Consider the following 14529-nt stretch of genomic DNA (forward strand, 5'->3'; position numbering starts at 1 on the left):
CGACCCGCTCCGATGCCGAATGTCACGAACGGGCTCGGCGAGGACCGGCCAGCGGAGGAAGCGAAGTCTCATAGTCGTGGCCAACTGGCCGAGGTGTGGCCGGATTTTGAGATTCGGCCACGACTTCCGAGACCTGGGAGCAGGCCCCCATCGAAGGTCAAGGGCGATGGGTGAATTGACCGTCAGCGATGCCCTTGGTGAAAGCGTCCCATTCGGCTGCGTTGTAGGTCAGGGAGATGGCTTCGGCGGTGATCGTTGCGCCGCCGGTGGGATCGAGGGTGATCATGATGCCGCTGGGGAGTCGACCGGAGGTGCCGCTCAGGGCGAGATCGAGGAAGGGCTGCCAGTCGGTGGGGGTGACGATGATGATCGGCTGGGTGGCAGTCGGGCCGGTGTACTTGCTGTCGCGGATGAGCACCGCGTCGCGCTGGAGCGAGATCTCGACGCATGTCTGCGCCTCGCCGCTGAAGGTCGATTTGAACCAGTTCGTGCGCACGTAACTACACTATCCGACTTGCGATTTGATCGATCAGCCGTGCGGATTCGTCCCGGTCGAGTGCTATCGACTCGACCCTCCTGTAGAGGTAGTCCAGGGTTTCGACCCGCTTGTGGTCGTACACGGTCTCGCCGTAGATGGCGGTCTCCAGCCAGCCGAGTGTCGGCAGACGCGGGCTTTCGAAATCCAGTAGATGGAACGTCGAGGCGTTGAGACTTGCGCCGGTGAATGGCTGGACGCGGATATCGAGAGTCCCAGAGTGCTGGTCCGCCAGCCGAAGAAGGTGCCGAAGCTGTTCCTGCTGAATCTGCGAGCCGCCGATCTGCTGCATGAGGGCGGCTTGTCCGATGATCACCGACAACTGCAAGGGCTCGGGCTCATCAAATCGACGCTGCCGCTGTAGACGCGCCCGTGTCCGCTGCCCGATCTCTGTCGGCCGTCCGGTCGACAGCGGAGACGACAGGAGGGCACGGATGTAATCCTCGGTCTGCAGAAGGCCTGGGATGACGCCACTTTCGACGCTGCGGATGCTCACCGCACCGTCTTCCAAACCGAAGAACCTGATCAGCTCGTCGTTGAACAACGCGGAGTACTCGTTCCACCAGCCGCGCGATTTCGCGATCGTCCGCAGTCCGAGCAGTTCATCGCGCTCCTCCGTGTCGAACTCCAACAGGTCGAGCAGCTTCCGGAGATTCTCCTCTGTCAGAACGCCTCGGTAGTTGGCGACCTGTGACCAGTAGGCGGAACTGATGCCGAGCGACTTCTGGATGGTGAGAGCCTTCACCCCGAGTGCCTCGGCACGCTTGCGCACCCGCAGCATCAGCTCCCACCCGGCAACGGCTGGAGAAGTCCGAGGCATCATGACCCTCTCTCGAGTAGGGATCGATTTCTGCGGTTTGGCTACATACTTAATCTAAGTGACGTACTCTACATCATATCCGCACTGCCACCTTGGAGGTCGATGGAACACCCTGCCCCACAAGGCAATCCGACTCAGCCCGCATTCAAGGGCACGGTGGTTTCATTCCACAGAACCCGAGGGTATGGGTTCATCCTTCCCGCGCATGGCGGGAGGAACGTCTTCGTTCATTACACGCAGATCGTCGACGGGCGGCGCGATGGTCGCGGGTATGCCTACGTCGATGACGGAGACAGCGTCGAATTCGATATCGGGACAGGGCCTTCCGGGCGGCGGCAGGCGGAGAATGTCCGGATTCGGCGGGATGCGGGGGAACAGTGATGGCCCCGGTTCTGGTCTACGTCCTTGCTGCGCTTGGCTTTCCGATGCTTCTCGCCTTCGCGGCATGGCTCGCCACAGTGGGATTGCCTGACGCGCCGCCGAAACATGCTGTGCCGCAATCGCGTCGGGCGCCCAAGCATCGTGCACCCAGCGGGTGGCGTGTGCGTCGATGAGCCTCGATCATGTGAGCGCGATATCCATCTGCGAGTGTGGTTGGGCGGCATGGCCTTCGACTATGCCGCCGCGCCGTCGGTCGCACGCGCCTTTATCCGCGAGTTCCGGCGGAGCCACTGCGATCTCGTCGAGACGATCGTCGACATCGCCGAGGATATGGAGCTGCTCCCCCGGCTGCCTTGCGAACGGCTCTTCTGCTAGGCCACCGTCTGTTCCAGATAGGTCAGCGCGTCGGCACCGATGTCAGCGAAGTAGATCAACTCGACCAGCGGGCGAGGCAGGAAGCCCTCGGCGGCCATGCGCTCGAGCCGCTGTCGCAGGCCGTCGTAGAAACCCGCGGTGTTGAACAGCACGATCGGCTTCCCGTGCAGCCCATGCTTCTTCAGCTCGAGGATATCGGTGGCCTCATCCAGGGTCTCGGTACCACCGACCATGACGACCACGGCATCGGCGCGGGCCAGCAGCTGCGCCTTCCGCACAGCCAGATCCGCGGCGATGATCATCTCGTCGGCGTTGTCGCGGGCCTTGTTCTATAGTCCAACCATTCCCTTATGCCTTTTCAATCTCTTCCCATTCCCATATTAATCTCTTCCCTTCCTTTTTGATCACCTCCGATGGGAAGATCGGAATGGTCCGGAAACGCGCAGCTCGACAAGCCGGGGACCAGCGACTCCGGACCAGGGTCCGGATTGGCACCGGGATTATCCCGCGGTCGGGCCCCTGCGGCAACCCCTTATCAGGCCGTCTGTTGTTTTCGCACAATAACTACCGGAGCCTTAATCCCGGAGAAATCCGATGGTATGGTGCTTATCGGGTGACCTGCTGGCGGTAGAACCGATGTGTAGCAACATAATTCCCGCACCAGCACACTCGATCAGGATCGGAGACGTCTAGTCGTAGCGAGTGACCAGAGCCGCAATGACAAGCGGCAACCAGTTGACGCCAGCGCTGACAGCACGCGCTGCCCCGGTGAAGTTCGCGCACCGTGATACCGACTGATCTGTGTGTCATTCCCATTCATGAGATGGCCGTGTTTTTCGGTCGTCCCATATAAACAGAAGAGATTCTGAATCATGGCTAAAACCCTGAAAGAATGGATAGAGACGGACGTGCGTGAAGTGCAGGACAAGCCCGTCTCCTGGTTGTCCCAGTATCACTTCTTTCGCGACCCGAGCAGGCCGCACTATGTCGACTCCTGGTACTTCTTCTCGCCGGCCGACGGAATAATCGTCTATCAGAGTGTGGTGGAACCGACCGAGAGTTTGGTCGATATCAAGGGGAGGTCGTACTCGCTGCGGGAGGCGCTGCGAGACGACTCCTACGACCGGACCAGTCTCGTCATCGGCATCTTCATGACGTTCTTCGACGTCCACGTCAACCGGATACCGTGCTCGGGGCGCCTGTCCTACCGCGAGTTCGAGCCCCTCGACACCGAGAACCGCCCGATGCTCGATGTCGAGAAGGGGATACTCGAGCAGTTGCGGATCTCCACCGACGAGGCCGAGTACCTCCACCAGAACCAGCGCATGGTGAATCGTGTCGACGTCCCCGAATTCCACCAGCCGTACTACATCCTCCAGATCGCCGACTACGACGTCGACTCGATCACTCCGTTCGAGCTCAAGCAGAACCAGCCGGTCCAACAGGGTGAACGATTCTCACAGATTCGCTACGGCTCGCAGGTGGACCTGATCATTCCGCTGTCGGATATCTACCACTTCGTGCCGTTGTGGCAGGTCGGCGACCATGTCGAGGCCGGTATCGACCCGCTGGTGCACATCCGCGACAAGGCCGAAGGCCACCTCATCCAGGAGAAGGCGTCATGACGACAACAGCCAACGCCCCCGCCCCCGCACCGGTGGTCCGGCCGGTCAATCCCACACAACTGGAACGGCCCGCGTACCTGCTCAATCCACCGTTCTCGTACTCCACCGAGGTGGCCAACAACATCTGGATGGAGGAGCTGACCGGGGCCGAACGCACGCCGAACCCGCGCAAGGCGATGGTGCAGTTTCTCGACCTGTACAGCTACTTCGCCGCCGAGGGACTGGTCTACCTGTTGCCGACGCCGCGGACGATCGGGCTCCAGGACCTGGTCTTCACGGCCAATCTCGGCATCGTGCTCGAACACATACCGGATCGCAAAACCGTGGTGCTGTCCAACTTCACCTCCAAGCCACGGATCGGCGAGACCGAGATCGGCCGGGTGTTCTTCGAATCGATGGGCTACCAGGTCCACATTCCCGAGACGAAGTTCGAGGGCGAAGCGGAGCTGAAGCACCTGCACGACAACGTCTACGTCGGCGGATACGGGCTGCGATCCCAGCGCGAGACCTACGACTGGATGGAACGCACCTTCGACATGAAGGTCATCAAGCTCGCTGAGACCGATCCCTATCTCTATCACCTGGACTGCTCGGTATTTCCCATCACCAGGGAGCAGACCCTGGTGTGCACGGAGATGTTCGAGGACGAGGAGATCGAGGAACTGGAGAAGTACACCGAGATCATCGAGGTCTCGGCGGACGCCGCCTACTCCGGGCTGTGCAACTCCGTTCGCCTGCACAACACCATCATCAACGCCTCCCACATCCACGATCTCAAGATCGGCAGCAAGGACTACAACGAGGAGCTGGCCAAGAACCGGGAGCTCGAGGACATCGCCAACCAGCTCGCCTTCGAACTGACCCTGGTGAACCTGAGCGAATACCACAAGGGTGGCGCATTGCTGTCCTGCATGGTGATGCACTTGAACAGGTACTCCTACTCGTTCCAGTTGCTCTGATCCGTGCCGTGCACGAGGGGATGGCCGTGACCGAGATGACCGATCACGGGGGATCGTTGCGTGCCCTGTGGAGCTATGTGCGGGGTATGCGCGGATTTCTCGCCGTGATGATGGTGCTGGAACTGATCGGGGACGCCGCCGCGCTCTCCCAGCCGCTGATCGCCCGCTGGGTACTCGACCAGCTGACGGTCGGCGGCAGCCTGCTCTGGCCGTTGGTGGTCCTGTGCGGACTCGCCGTCGTCGCGGTCGCGCTGTCGGGCGTATGCACGTTCCTGCTCGGTCGCGGCGCCATGCGGCTGGTGACCGACCTGCGGTGCCGGCTGGTACGGCAGGTGCTGGGCACCAGTGTGGACACCGTCGAGCGTCGGCCCGTCGGCGATTTCCTGTCCAGAGTGGGCAGCGACACCACACTGCTGGAGGACACGGTCGGCGGCGCCCTCGTGCACACCGCCGCCGCCCCACTTGCGGTGGTCGGGGCGCTGGTCCTGATGGGCACGATCGACCTGCCGATGCTCGCCGTTGTCGTGGTGGTGCTGGCCATCACCACGCTCGGCGAGAAGTTCGCCGGGCACCGCGTCGGCGAGGCCACCGAGCAGGGGCAGGAACGGGTCGCTGCCATGACTTCGTCCCTGCATCGGGCGCTGATCGCGTTCCGCACGGTCAAGGCGTCCGGTACCGAGCGGGCCGAGGCGGACCGCACCTGCGCCGAGGCCGAGGCCGCGTTCCGAGCGGGCCGGCGCGCGGTGCGGGCCGAGGCGGTACTGGAGATGATCGCCGCCGCCTCGGTGGACGTCACCTTCCTCGCGGTGCTCGCCTTCGGTGGTGCTCGGATCGCCACCGGCAGCCTCGGCGTCGGCGACCTGGTGGCGTTCCTGCTCTACGTGACGTTCCTGCGGGACCCGATCGACACGTTGTCCTTCGCGGTGGTGGAGGTCGCCGAGGGTCTCGCCGCCGTGCGGCGGATCGAGGCATTGCACGCATTGCCGACGGAGGCCGCGGAGTTGCCGACCACGCCCCGCGCCGCGGGGCAGGCCCGCGAGGGCGGGCGGGCCCCGCAGGTGCGGTTCGACGGGGTCTGGTTCGGCTACCACGATCGGCCCGTGCTGCGTGATGTCAGCTTCGTGGCCGAGCGTGGTCTCACCGTGCTCGTCGGATCCTCGGGCACCGGGAAGACGACACTGCTCAGCCTGATCGAGCGGTTCGTCGACGTGGACCAGGGCCGGGTGCTGTTCAACGAGGTCGATGTCCGCGAATGGGATCGCGACGAGCTGCGTCGGCGACTCGCCTACGTGCAGCAGGAGGCTCCGCTGCTCGGAGAGACCGTCCGGGACGCGATCCTGTACGGCGTACCGAATCCGGACGCCGTCGATATGCAGAGCGCACTGCGGGCCGTCGCGTTGGACGGGTGGATTGCCTCGCTGCCGGAAGGTCTGCAGACCCCGGTGGGCGAACGCGGGGTGGCGATCTCGGGTGGTCAGCGGCAGCGGCTGGCCGTTGCTCGGGCGCTGCTGCGCGGTGCGGAGGTGTTGCTGCTGGACGAAGCCACCTCACAGCTGGACGTGGTCAGCGAGCGCATACTCCTGGATTCGGTGGCCCACCAGGCACTGAGCCGGGTCGTCGTCGCCGTCACCCACCGATTCTCGGTGGCGGCCGAGGCCGATCAGGTCGTTCTGCTCGACGAGGGCGGGGTGCGGGCGATCGGGCCGCACTCCATCCTGCTGGACTCCGATCCCGTCTACCGAGAACTGGCCGCCGTCGCGCCCCGGGAGTGATCATGCACAGGAGACAAGGCGGTCCGGCATGAGCTACGACTACCGGCCCTTCCTCCTCGATCTGGTGTGTCGTGACGAACTCGCCGAGCAGCTGCGGATTCCGCTGGTCCGCGACACGGCGCTGACGTTCCGCTACATCAGCGCCGTCGTCCTCCCCGATCCCGACGCCGCCCGTCCCAGCGTGGCCGAACTTCGAGCGGTCGCGTCGTGGCACGACCACTACCTCACCACCTGGTTCGGCCCCGCCGGCGATCCGCGCCGTGCCACGCTCGAGCGGTTCCCCTACGACATCGCACCCCACCTGGCCAGCCGATACCTGATCAAAACACCCGGCCGGGGCTGGGCGTTCCGCCGCCCCACCTGGCGCTGCGAGGACACCTTCACCGCCGGCGGCGCTCTGCTGCCTGCCCTGGACCGCGCCCACCGGTACGGGCTGCGCCGACACCCGTCACCCACCTGGACCGCGTGGAAACAGCATCACCACGAGATCTTCGCGCCCCTGGAGGCGGCCTGATGCTCACCTGCCGACCCGTCCCCCCGGGCGAGCCCACTCTCGCACCGCCCGGCGGATCCGAGGTGCGAATGCTCGAGGAGATCCACCCGCACGCCCGGACATTCATGGCGTGGCCGGCACGTCGCCGGATCTGGCACGCGGATCTGGCCGAGGTGCGCCGAGACGTGGCCGGACTGGTCGAGGTCATCTCGCGGTACGAGCCCGTGGTCGTGCTCGCCTGCCCAGCCCACCTCGACGAGGTCCGGCACGTGTGCGGGCCCGGGATCGAGGTGCTGGCGATCCCGGTCGACGACTTGTGGATACGCGACACCGGCCCCACCTTCGTAGCCACCGAGGACGGGCTCGCCGGCGTGGACACCAACTTCAACGGTTGGGGCCGCAAACAGATCCACACCCGAGACGCCCAGGTCGCCCGGCAGGTGCTCGCGCACTACGGCCTGCCCCGGATCGAGGCCGCACTGGTGACCGAGGGCGGCAACCTCGAATGCGACGGACGAGGCACCCTCATGACGACCGAAAGCGCCATCGTCAACGGCAACCGCAATCCAGATCGGACCCGCGAGCAACTCGAGGCGGACCTGCGTGCAGTGCTCGGCGTGCGGAAGGTGATCTGGCTGCCGGGAATCCGGGGCGCCGACATCACCGACGGCCACGTCGACACCATGGTCCGCTTCGCACGGCCGGGCGTGGTGCTGCTGGACAAGCCCGGTCCCGGTGCGTCGGCGGATCGAATCCGGCTCTACCACGAGGACTGCGAGATCCTGGAGGCCAGCACCGACGCGGACGGGCACCGCTTCGAGGTGATCGATCTGGTGGAACCGGACTGGGCCGAGATCGGCAATCGAGGCAAGGAGTTCTTCGCCTCCTACGTCAACTACTACGTGGTCAACGGCGCGGTCCTCGTCCCGGTCTTCGGTGACCGCGCCGCCGACCGACGCGCCGCCGGGCTGCTCGCGGACTGCTACCCGGGGCGGGAGGTGGTGCCAGTGTACATCGACACCCTCGCCGAGGGCGGCGGGGGCATCCACTGCGCCACCCAGCAGCAGCCCCGACTGCTGTGAGGAATTGTTCGGGCACTCCCCACGGGAACGAGCTTGCGGGATAGGGAAGTTCGAGATCGGAGGAGCGAAGGCATCGAATACCCCGCTGATCAACGCCGACGAATATGCCGCCACCTCACCAGTTGAGGGGAGGCGGCGCGTTGCTTGTAGAGGTCGAACGCCCCGGCTGCTCTTCTGCTAGGCCACCGTCTGTTCCAGATAGGTCAGCGCGTCGGCGCCGGTGTCGGCGAAGTGGATCAGCTCGGCCAACGGGCGGGGCAGGAAGCCCTCGGCGGCCATGCGCTCGAGCTGCTGTCGCAGGCCGTCGTAGAAACCGGCGGTGTTGAGCAGGACGATCGGCTTCTCGTGCAGCCCATGCTTCTTCAGCTCGAGGATGTCGGTGGCCTCGTCCAGGGTTCCGGTACCACCGACCATGACGACCACGGCATCGGCGCGGGCCAGCAGTTGGGCCTTCCGCTCGGCCAGATCCGCGGCGATGATCATCTCGTCGGCGTTGTCGCGGGCCTTGTTCTGCAGGAACTCCACCGACACTCCGACCAGCCGGCCGCCGGTCGCCTGCACCCTGTCGGCCACCACCTTCATCAGCCCGACGTTGGACCCACCCCACACCAGCGTGTGCCCGCCCTTACCGATCAGCTCGGCGAATTCGCGCGCCGGTCCGGTGTAGCGCTCGTCGAGTTCGGCCGCGGAGAGAAAGACGCAGATATCCACGTCCGTCACTCTATGCGGCCGGGTCGAGCGGGTTTCTCAGGGCGGATGGGCAAGTACGAGAGTGACACCCGACACGAAGATCTTGACTGACATTTCAGTCAGAATTTACCGTTCTCCCAGGTCATGGACGAAGGAGAGTGGGATGCGACGGCGGGCATTCGTCAAGAGGGCGATAGCCGCACTCGGTGGGCTGCTCGTCGCGGGGTGCGGTGAGACGGTCCGGTCGCGGAGTCGACGGGCCGATCGGACGGGGTGGGTGATGCCGGATGAGGGGTGGTCGCATCGGCGAACCTGGATGGCTTTCGGTGCGAGCGAGGGCATTTGGGGTCAGCGGTTACTCGCTCAGGTGCAGCGCGATCTGGCTGCCGTGGCCACCACGATCGGGCGCTTCGAACCGGTCAGCATGCTGGTGCGGCCGGAGGAGATGGCGCTGGCGCGGAGTCTGGTCGGGGCGAATGTGGAGCTGGTCCCGGCCGAGGTCGACGATCTGTGGATGCGCGATACGGGGCCGGTCTTCACCTGGGACGGAAACACCACTCGCGGTGTGGATTTCAACTTCAACGGCTGGGGCGACAAGCAGGAGCATCACCGCGATGCGAAGATCGCCGGGTTCGTCACCAACCGGGCGGGCGCGCAGGTCGTGCACACCGAGCTGGTGCTCGAGGGCGGCGGCATCGAGGTGGACGGGGAGGGCACCGCGATCATCACCGAGAGCTGTGTGCTCAACGACAATCGCAACCCGGGCTGGACGAAGGCCGAGGTCGAGGGCGAGTTGCGGCATCTGCTGGGTATCGAGAAGGTCATCTGGCTGCCGGGCATCGCGGGGCACGACATCACCGACGGGCATACCGACTTCTACGCCCGTTTCGCGGTTCCCGGCGTGGTGGTCGCGGGGCTGCACAACGATCCGAAGTCCTTCGATCACGACGTGACCCGCCGCCATCTCGACATTCTGCGCGCGGCCACCGACGCGCGCGGCCGCCCGCTGCGAGTGGAGGTACTGGCGGGGCCATCGACGGTGCGAGAGACGTTCGCGGATAAGGACTTCGCCGCCGGATACATCAACTTCTATGTCTGCAACGGTGGGGTGATCGCCCCGGAGTTCGGCGACGCCCAGGCCGACGCGGCAGCCCGGGATACGCTCACCCGGCTGTTCCCGGACCGCCAGGTCGTGCAGATCAACATCGATGCCATCGCCGCGGGCGGCGGTGGGATCCACTGCACCACTCAGCAAGAACCCGCCTGATCCTCCCCCTACTGTGAGAAGCCGTGTCGGAGCGTAGAACTCAGATCCTGGAAGCAGCCGTCCGCGTCATCGCCCAGGACGGCGTGCGCGGCCTGCGCATCCCGAAACTCGCGACCGAGGCCGGTGTGTCGACCGCGCTGATCTACTACCACTTCTCCGATCGTGCCGGAATCCTGCGCGCCGCACTCGATCACATCAACCAGCGGGCCCGGCAGTACACCCGTCCCGCGCTCGCCGGCAGCGACGATCCGCGCACCCGGGTCGAGCGAATGCTGTTGCTGGAGTTGCAGGATGACGAGGGTATCCGCCTCAACAGCATCGCCTGGGGCGAACTGCGCGCCAGTGCCACCTTTCATCCGGATCTGCGCGAACCGCTGCAGGCGAGCACCGGCGCGTGGAACGCCGACGTGGAAGCCCTTGTGCGACAGGCCCGCGACAACGGCAGCGTCGCCGGCGACGTCGATCCCGCCGCTGCGGCCGAACGGCTCACCGCCCTGGTCGAGGGACTCAGCGAGCGCTGGCACAGCGGATCGCTGACCCTCGGCCGCGCCCGCCGACTCCTCACGCAGGCAATCGTTCTCGAACTACGTCCCTGATTTCGTGTCGTCGACGCCCTCGGATGTCTGGTGGACCAGTTCCTTGACCGGGCGCAGCCGGACCCAGGCCAGGAAGGCGACGCCGACGACGGCCATGCCGATGCCCGCCCACAGGTTGATATTCCAGCCGCCGGTGCGCTCATGGTCGTATCCGGCGACCGCGCCGGTGACGATCAGGATCACGCCGTAGATACCGAGCAGCGAGCCGACTATGGTTCGGATATCGAAAAGCATTGTGTCACTTCCTATCCGACGACGATGTTCAGCACGATGACGATGACCAGGCCGATTCCGGCGAGCAGGACCGGGCGCTGGTACCACGGTAGCGAGGCGGCGTCGGGATCGTTGAGCTGATCCTTGGGTGTCTCCGAGTAGACCAGCCCGACCAGTTCGGCGGCGGGCTTGGGCGTGGTCACCTGGCTCACCACGACGCTGAGCACGATATCGACCACGAACGCCACGCCCGCGGCGAGGAAGCTCGATCCCTGGCCGGACAGGGTGAACACATGCGACTGGTGCAGGATGAAAACCACCACCGCGGACAGGGTTCCGAACACCAGACCCACCCAACCGGCGGTCGGGGTCATCTTCTTCCAGAACATGCCGAGGATGAACGTGGCGAACAGCGGCGCGTTGAAGAACGAGAACAGCGTCTGCAGATAGTCCATCATGTTCGAGAAGTTCCCGGCGATGAACGCGGTGCCGATCGCGATCACCGTCGCGCCGACCGTCGCCAGGCGCCCCAAGGTCAGGTAGTAGCCGTCCGGCTTGTCCTTGACCGCGTACTGCTGCCACAGGTCGTAGCTGAACACCGTGTTGAAGGCGGAGATGTTGGCCGCCATACCGGCCATGAACGCCGCCAGCAGACCCGCCAGCGCGACACCCAGAAGTCCGTTCGGCAGAACGTCTTTCATCAGGTACAGCAGCGCCTGGTTGTAGGTGACGTCACCGTGGCCGGTCGCCTTGTACTCGCGGATCTGGGGCACCAGCAGCGCGCTGATCATGCCGGGGATGACGACGATGAACGGAATGAACATCTTCGGGAACGCGCCGATGATCGGCGTGCGCCGGGCCGCGGAGATCGAATGCGTGGCCAGTGCGCGCTGCACCTCGACGAAGTTGGTGGTCCAGTAACCGAACGACAGCACGAAGCCCAGGCCGAAGACGATGCCGATCACCGACAGGATGTTGTTTCCGAAGCCGGACAGCTCATTACCGGGCCAGGAGTGGATCTGCTGTGAACCGTCGGACAGCGCGCCCACCTTGTCCTTCAGGCCGCTGACACCGCCGATGCGATGCAGGCCGACCAGCGTCAGCGGCAGCAGCGCCGCCACGATCACGAAGAACTGCAGCACCTCGTTGTAGATCGCCGCGGACAGACCGCCAAGGGTGATGTAGGACAACACGATCACCGCGGCCACGATCACCGACAGCCACAGCGGCCAGCCCAGCAGCACGTCGAGGATCGAGCCCAGCAGATACAGATTCACGCCCGCGATGAGCACCTGGGCCAGCGCGAAGCTGATCGCGTTCACCAGATGCGCGCCGGTGCCGAAGCGCCGCCGCATGAATTCCGGCACGCTGCGGACTTTGGAGCCGTAGTAGAACGGCATCATCACCACGCCGAGGAACAGCATGGCCGGAACCGCGCCGATCCAGAAGTAGTGCATGGTCGGCATGCCGTACTGCGCGCCGTTGGCGGACATGCCCATGATCTCGACCGCGCCGAGATTGGCGGAGATGAATGCCAGGCCGGTCACCCAGGCCGGTAGCGAACGGCCGGACAGGAAGAAGTCGATGCTCGACGAGACCCGTTGGCGGGCAAGTACTCCGATGCCGAGTACGAAGACGAAGTAGATGGCGACCAGCGCGTAGTCGACGGGGGCGGCATCGAGTCGCAGGGTGGCGCCTTCGGCCAGCACGGAATGTGCCGGGCCCCCGACCAGCACCGAATCGAAATGTCCTGGGGGCGCAGCAGCGGGCGGCATACAGCTCTCCTGTCGCGGGGATCAGTCGGATGACCGGTCGGGCCGTGTCCGGATCCTAGCGGGTTGTTAGCGCTCACAGGGACGGTTCGGACAGGTCTCGTGTGTCAGTTACGAATGGCCCGCCCTTACTTCCTTGGGCTGGCAGGACCGCCCGGGTCGGGATAGACCGGACATTGATGGCGCAGCGATCGTTTCCGGGCAGAAAGGCCCAGCGTGTCGCCCGGAAAATGGGCCACGGGGACGGCCTTTCGTGACATGATCAAGTCGGTTGTCCAGATCTTGGCGACGGCGCGTCCGTCGGCACGTCTGTTCGTACAACACCTCTCGTTCACGTTTGCGACGAACGGCCGGTCGGGCGAGCGAACGTGACAGTCGCTGTGCACGATTCACGAAGCGGACAGGGGGGCTGAAATGTTTTTCGGTGAATTGCCCGCGGCAGGCACCCGGCAGTTGGTCGGCGCGCCGCCTCGAAAACTGTGGAGCACCATGCTGGCCGCGCTCGGCGCGGCGGCCATCGCGCTACCGCTGATCTTCGATCGGGCCGCGATCGTGGTGACGACGGGGGTCGCGATCGCGGCGGTGACGATGATCGGCATCGGCGTGCGACGGCATCGGCCGCCGGTGCCGTCGGCCTGGTACTCGCTGGCCGCGTCCGCACTGCTGTTCGCACTCGGCACCGTGCTGCGCGACGATATCGGCCGGCGGGCCCATCCGTTCCAGGACGTGGCCACGCTGGCGGGTTATGCGTTCGTGGGTGTCGCGGCGTTTCTGTGGCTGCGGCCGCGGCGCGATCACAGCTGCACGCAGGATCAGATGCTGGACTCGGGACTGATCGGTCTGGGCGCGCTGCTGGCGTCCTGGACATTCCTGATCTCGCCGGTGCTGCAACATGCGACCGGGACGACGGGCCGGATGTTCGTCGATGCCGCCTATCCGGTGATCGATGCCGTGCTGCTGACGCTGGTCACCCATTCGGTGGTGGCGTCGAACCGGTCGGAGATCTCGCTGCGGCTGGTGCATGCGAGCCTGCTGGCGATCCTGGTCTCCGACCTCGGCCGCGGGCTGCGCGCGGCCGGAACGCTGCGGCCCGATCACGAATTGCTGCTGATCCCCATGCTTTTCGCGTATGTGATGCTCGGGCTGGCCGCCCTGCATCCGACCATGGTCACCCTCGGGCGGCCGCGCCGCGTGCTGGCGCAGCGGTCCCGCCGCCGCGCGAGCGTGATCGCGGTGGCGCTGGTGGTGGCGTCGCTGGTGCCGACCGTCGGCGCCCGGCTGGGGAGTATCGATCGGCTGGTGGTCTCGTCGCTGCTGGCGGTCCTGCTGATCGGGGTGCTCGTGCGCAGCGAGCGGGCGATCGTGCGCAGCGCCCGCAGCGAGCGGCGCGCCCAGTATCAGGCCGACCACGACATGCTCACCGGCCTGCTGAATCGTTCGGCCCTACTGCGCATGCCGGCCCGCGAGCACGAACGCTGGGCCGGACGCACGCTGTGCATGCTGTTTCTCGACCTGGACGGCTTCAAGGCGATCAACGATACGCACGGCCACACCGTCGGCGATGAGCTGATCGCCAATGCGGCGGCCCGCATTCGGCGCGTCATCCGGCGCGACGATATGGCCGCCCGCTACGGCGGCGACGAGTTCGTGGTGCTCAGCGCCGCCGACCGCACCGAGGCGACCGTGCTGGCCGAACGCCTGCTCGCCGCCTTCGCCATCCCGTTCGAGCTGTCGGTCGGCGAGGTGTCGATCAGTGCCAGCATCGGCATCGCCTGCGGCGGCCCGCGCAGCGCCGACGCCACCGCGTACGACCTGCTGCGCGAGGCGGATTCGGCGATGTACCACGCCAAGGCCTATGCGCTGGGCTACGTGTTCCACGACGATATGCGCCTGCACGGGCATGCCGACAGCGGACGACGCGGGTGGCGGCGGGAGACCGCGGTCTGAGG

Annotated in this window: 15 protein-coding genes and 1 pseudogene; 10 read left to right on the top strand and 6 right to left on the bottom strand. The window is 65.5% G+C overall.

Annotated elements, in window-relative coordinates:
* Positions 1 to 157: 157 nt before the first annotated feature.
* Together ACIA76_RS10760 and ACIA76_RS10765 are read right to left on the bottom strand one after the other, a co-directional pair.
* Complete coding sequence (locus tag ACIA76_RS10760; protein ID WP_397150945.1) at positions 158 to 496, bottom strand: DUF397 domain-containing protein; 339 nt, start codon at positions 494 to 496, stop codon at positions 158 to 160.
* Between the two features lie 4 nt (positions 497 to 500).
* A complete protein-coding gene (locus ACIA76_RS10765) occupies positions 501 to 1316 on the bottom strand; it encodes a DUF5753 domain-containing protein (protein ID WP_397150947.1) in 816 nt (271 codons plus the stop codon).
* A gap of 141 nt (positions 1317 to 1457) precedes the next feature.
* Between ACIA76_RS10765 and ACIA76_RS10770 the strand changes: the two genes are divergently transcribed.
* Together ACIA76_RS10770 and ACIA76_RS10775 are read left to right on the top strand one after the other, a co-directional pair.
* Positions 1458 to 1736 (top strand): cold shock domain-containing protein, encoded by a 279-nt coding sequence (locus tag ACIA76_RS10770; protein ID WP_397150949.1) that lies wholly within the window; start codon positions 1458 to 1460, stop codon positions 1734 to 1736.
* 222 nt (positions 1737 to 1958) lie between these two features.
* Entirely contained in the window at positions 1959 to 2111 is a 153-nt protein-coding gene (locus ACIA76_RS10775; RefSeq protein ID WP_397150951.1) for a hypothetical protein, read from the top strand.
* On the opposite strand, the pseudogene ACIA76_RS10780 reads toward ACIA76_RS10775, so the two are convergent.
* Positions 2108 to 2419, bottom strand: a pseudogene (locus ACIA76_RS10780) (LOG family protein); the annotation flags it as partial. The gene ACIA76_RS10775 and the pseudogene ACIA76_RS10780 overlap by 4 nt on opposite strands.
* A gap of 600 nt (positions 2420 to 3019) precedes the next feature.
* On the opposite strand from ACIA76_RS10780, the gene ACIA76_RS10785 reads away from it, so the two are divergent.
* Genes ACIA76_RS10785 through ACIA76_RS10805 form a run of 5 tightly spaced genes read left to right on the top strand, consistent with a single transcriptional unit; the run spans position 3020 to position 8042 of the window.
* Positions 3020 to 3736 carry a phosphatidylserine decarboxylase gene (locus ACIA76_RS10785; protein WP_397150953.1) on the top strand — a complete coding sequence of 239 codons (717 nt, stop codon included), beginning with the start codon at positions 3020 to 3022 and terminating at the stop codon, positions 3734 to 3736.
* Positions 3733 to 4695: a dimethylarginine dimethylaminohydrolase family protein gene (locus ACIA76_RS10790; protein ID WP_397150955.1), complete on the top strand. Its 963-nt coding sequence runs from the start codon at positions 3733 to 3735 to the stop codon at positions 4693 to 4695. The genes ACIA76_RS10785 and ACIA76_RS10790 overlap by 4 nt, the downstream gene beginning before the upstream one ends.
* A 35-nt stretch (positions 4696 to 4730) precedes the next feature.
* The gene (locus ACIA76_RS10795) at positions 4731 to 6467 is read left to right on the top strand and encodes an ABC transporter ATP-binding protein (protein ID WP_397151911.1); all 1737 of its coding nucleotides are present in this window, start codon (positions 4731 to 4733) and stop codon (positions 6465 to 6467) included.
* 28 nt (positions 6468 to 6495) lie between these two features.
* Complete coding sequence (locus ACIA76_RS10800; protein ID WP_397150957.1) at positions 6496 to 6981, top strand: hypothetical protein; 486 nt, start codon at positions 6496 to 6498, stop codon at positions 6979 to 6981.
* A complete protein-coding gene (locus ACIA76_RS10805) occupies positions 6981 to 8042 on the top strand; it encodes an agmatine/peptidylarginine deiminase (protein WP_397150959.1) in 1062 nt (353 codons plus the stop codon). Before ACIA76_RS10800 ends, ACIA76_RS10805 begins: the two co-directional genes overlap by 1 nt.
* 177 nt (positions 8043 to 8219) lie before the next feature.
* On the opposite strand, the gene ACIA76_RS10810 is transcribed toward ACIA76_RS10805, so the two are convergent.
* The gene (locus tag ACIA76_RS10810) at positions 8220 to 8753 is read right to left on the bottom strand and encodes a TIGR00730 family Rossman fold protein (RefSeq protein WP_397150961.1); all 534 of its coding nucleotides are present in this window, start codon (positions 8751 to 8753) and stop codon (positions 8220 to 8222) included.
* Between the two features lie 142 nt (positions 8754 to 8895).
* Between ACIA76_RS10810 and ACIA76_RS10815 the strand changes: the two genes are divergently transcribed.
* Complete coding sequence (locus tag ACIA76_RS10815) at positions 8896 to 9999, top strand: agmatine/peptidylarginine deiminase (protein WP_397150963.1); 1104 nt, start codon at positions 8896 to 8898, stop codon at positions 9997 to 9999.
* A 23-nt stretch (positions 10000 to 10022) separates the two neighbouring features.
* On the top strand, positions 10023 to 10595 hold the full coding sequence (locus ACIA76_RS10820; protein ID WP_397150965.1) for a TetR/AcrR family transcriptional regulator: 573 nt from the start codon (positions 10023 to 10025) through the stop codon (positions 10593 to 10595).
* On the opposite strand, the gene ACIA76_RS10825 is transcribed toward ACIA76_RS10820, so the two are convergent.
* Together ACIA76_RS10825 and ACIA76_RS10830 are read right to left on the bottom strand one after the other, a co-directional pair.
* A complete protein-coding gene (locus ACIA76_RS10825; RefSeq protein ID WP_397150967.1) occupies positions 10584 to 10829 on the bottom strand; it encodes a hypothetical protein in 246 nt (81 codons plus the stop codon). The two genes, ACIA76_RS10820 and ACIA76_RS10825, sit on opposite strands and share 12 nt — an antisense overlap.
* 11 nt (positions 10830 to 10840) lie before the next feature.
* The gene (locus ACIA76_RS10830) at positions 10841 to 12583 is read right to left on the bottom strand and encodes a sodium:solute symporter family protein (RefSeq protein ID WP_397150969.1); all 1743 of its coding nucleotides are present in this window, start codon (positions 12581 to 12583) and stop codon (positions 10841 to 10843) included.
* Between the two features lie 411 nt (positions 12584 to 12994).
* Here ACIA76_RS10830 and ACIA76_RS10835 point away from each other — a divergent pair, with 411 nt between their 5' ends.
* Positions 12995 to 14527: a diguanylate cyclase domain-containing protein gene (locus ACIA76_RS10835; RefSeq protein WP_397150971.1), complete on the top strand. Its 1533-nt coding sequence runs from the start codon at positions 12995 to 12997 to the stop codon at positions 14525 to 14527.
* The last annotated feature ends 2 nt before the right edge of the window (positions 14528 to 14529 follow it).

Source organism: Nocardia sp. NPDC051570 (assembly GCF_044454005.1).
Taxonomy (GTDB): Bacteria; Actinomycetota; Actinomycetes; order Mycobacteriales; family Mycobacteriaceae; genus Nocardia.

Coding starts and splice junctions, on each gene's coding strand:
- ACIA76_RS10765 (WP_397150947.1), bottom strand. CDS start 1,316: ATGCTGCGGGTGCGCAAGCGTGCCGAGGCACTCGGGGTGAAGGCTCTC.
- ACIA76_RS10770 (WP_397150949.1), top strand. CDS start 1,458: ATGGAACACCCTGCCCCACAAGGCAATCCGACTCAGCCCGCATTCAAG.
- ACIA76_RS10775 (WP_397150951.1), top strand. CDS start 1,959: ATGGCCTTCGACTATGCCGCCGCGCCGTCGGTCGCACGCGCCTTTATC.
- ACIA76_RS10790 (WP_397150955.1), top strand. CDS start 3,733: ATGACGACAACAGCCAACGCCCCCGCCCCCGCACCGGTGGTCCGGCCG.
- ACIA76_RS10795 (WP_397151911.1), top strand. CDS start 4,731: ATGACCGATCACGGGGGATCGTTGCGTGCCCTGTGGAGCTATGTGCGG.
- ACIA76_RS10800 (WP_397150957.1), top strand. CDS start 6,496: ATGAGCTACGACTACCGGCCCTTCCTCCTCGATCTGGTGTGTCGTGAC.
- ACIA76_RS10805 (WP_397150959.1), top strand. CDS start 6,981: ATGCTCACCTGCCGACCCGTCCCCCCGGGCGAGCCCACTCTCGCACCG.
- ACIA76_RS10815 (WP_397150963.1), top strand. CDS start 8,896: ATGCGACGGCGGGCATTCGTCAAGAGGGCGATAGCCGCACTCGGTGGG.
- ACIA76_RS10825 (WP_397150967.1), bottom strand. CDS start 10,829: ATGCTTTTCGATATCCGAACCATAGTCGGCTCGCTGCTCGGTATCTAC.
- ACIA76_RS10830 (WP_397150969.1), bottom strand. CDS start 12,583: ATGCCGCCCGCTGCTGCGCCCCCAGGACATTTCGATTCGGTGCTGGTC.
- ACIA76_RS10835 (WP_397150971.1), top strand. CDS start 12,995: ATGTTTTTCGGTGAATTGCCCGCGGCAGGCACCCGGCAGTTGGTCGGC.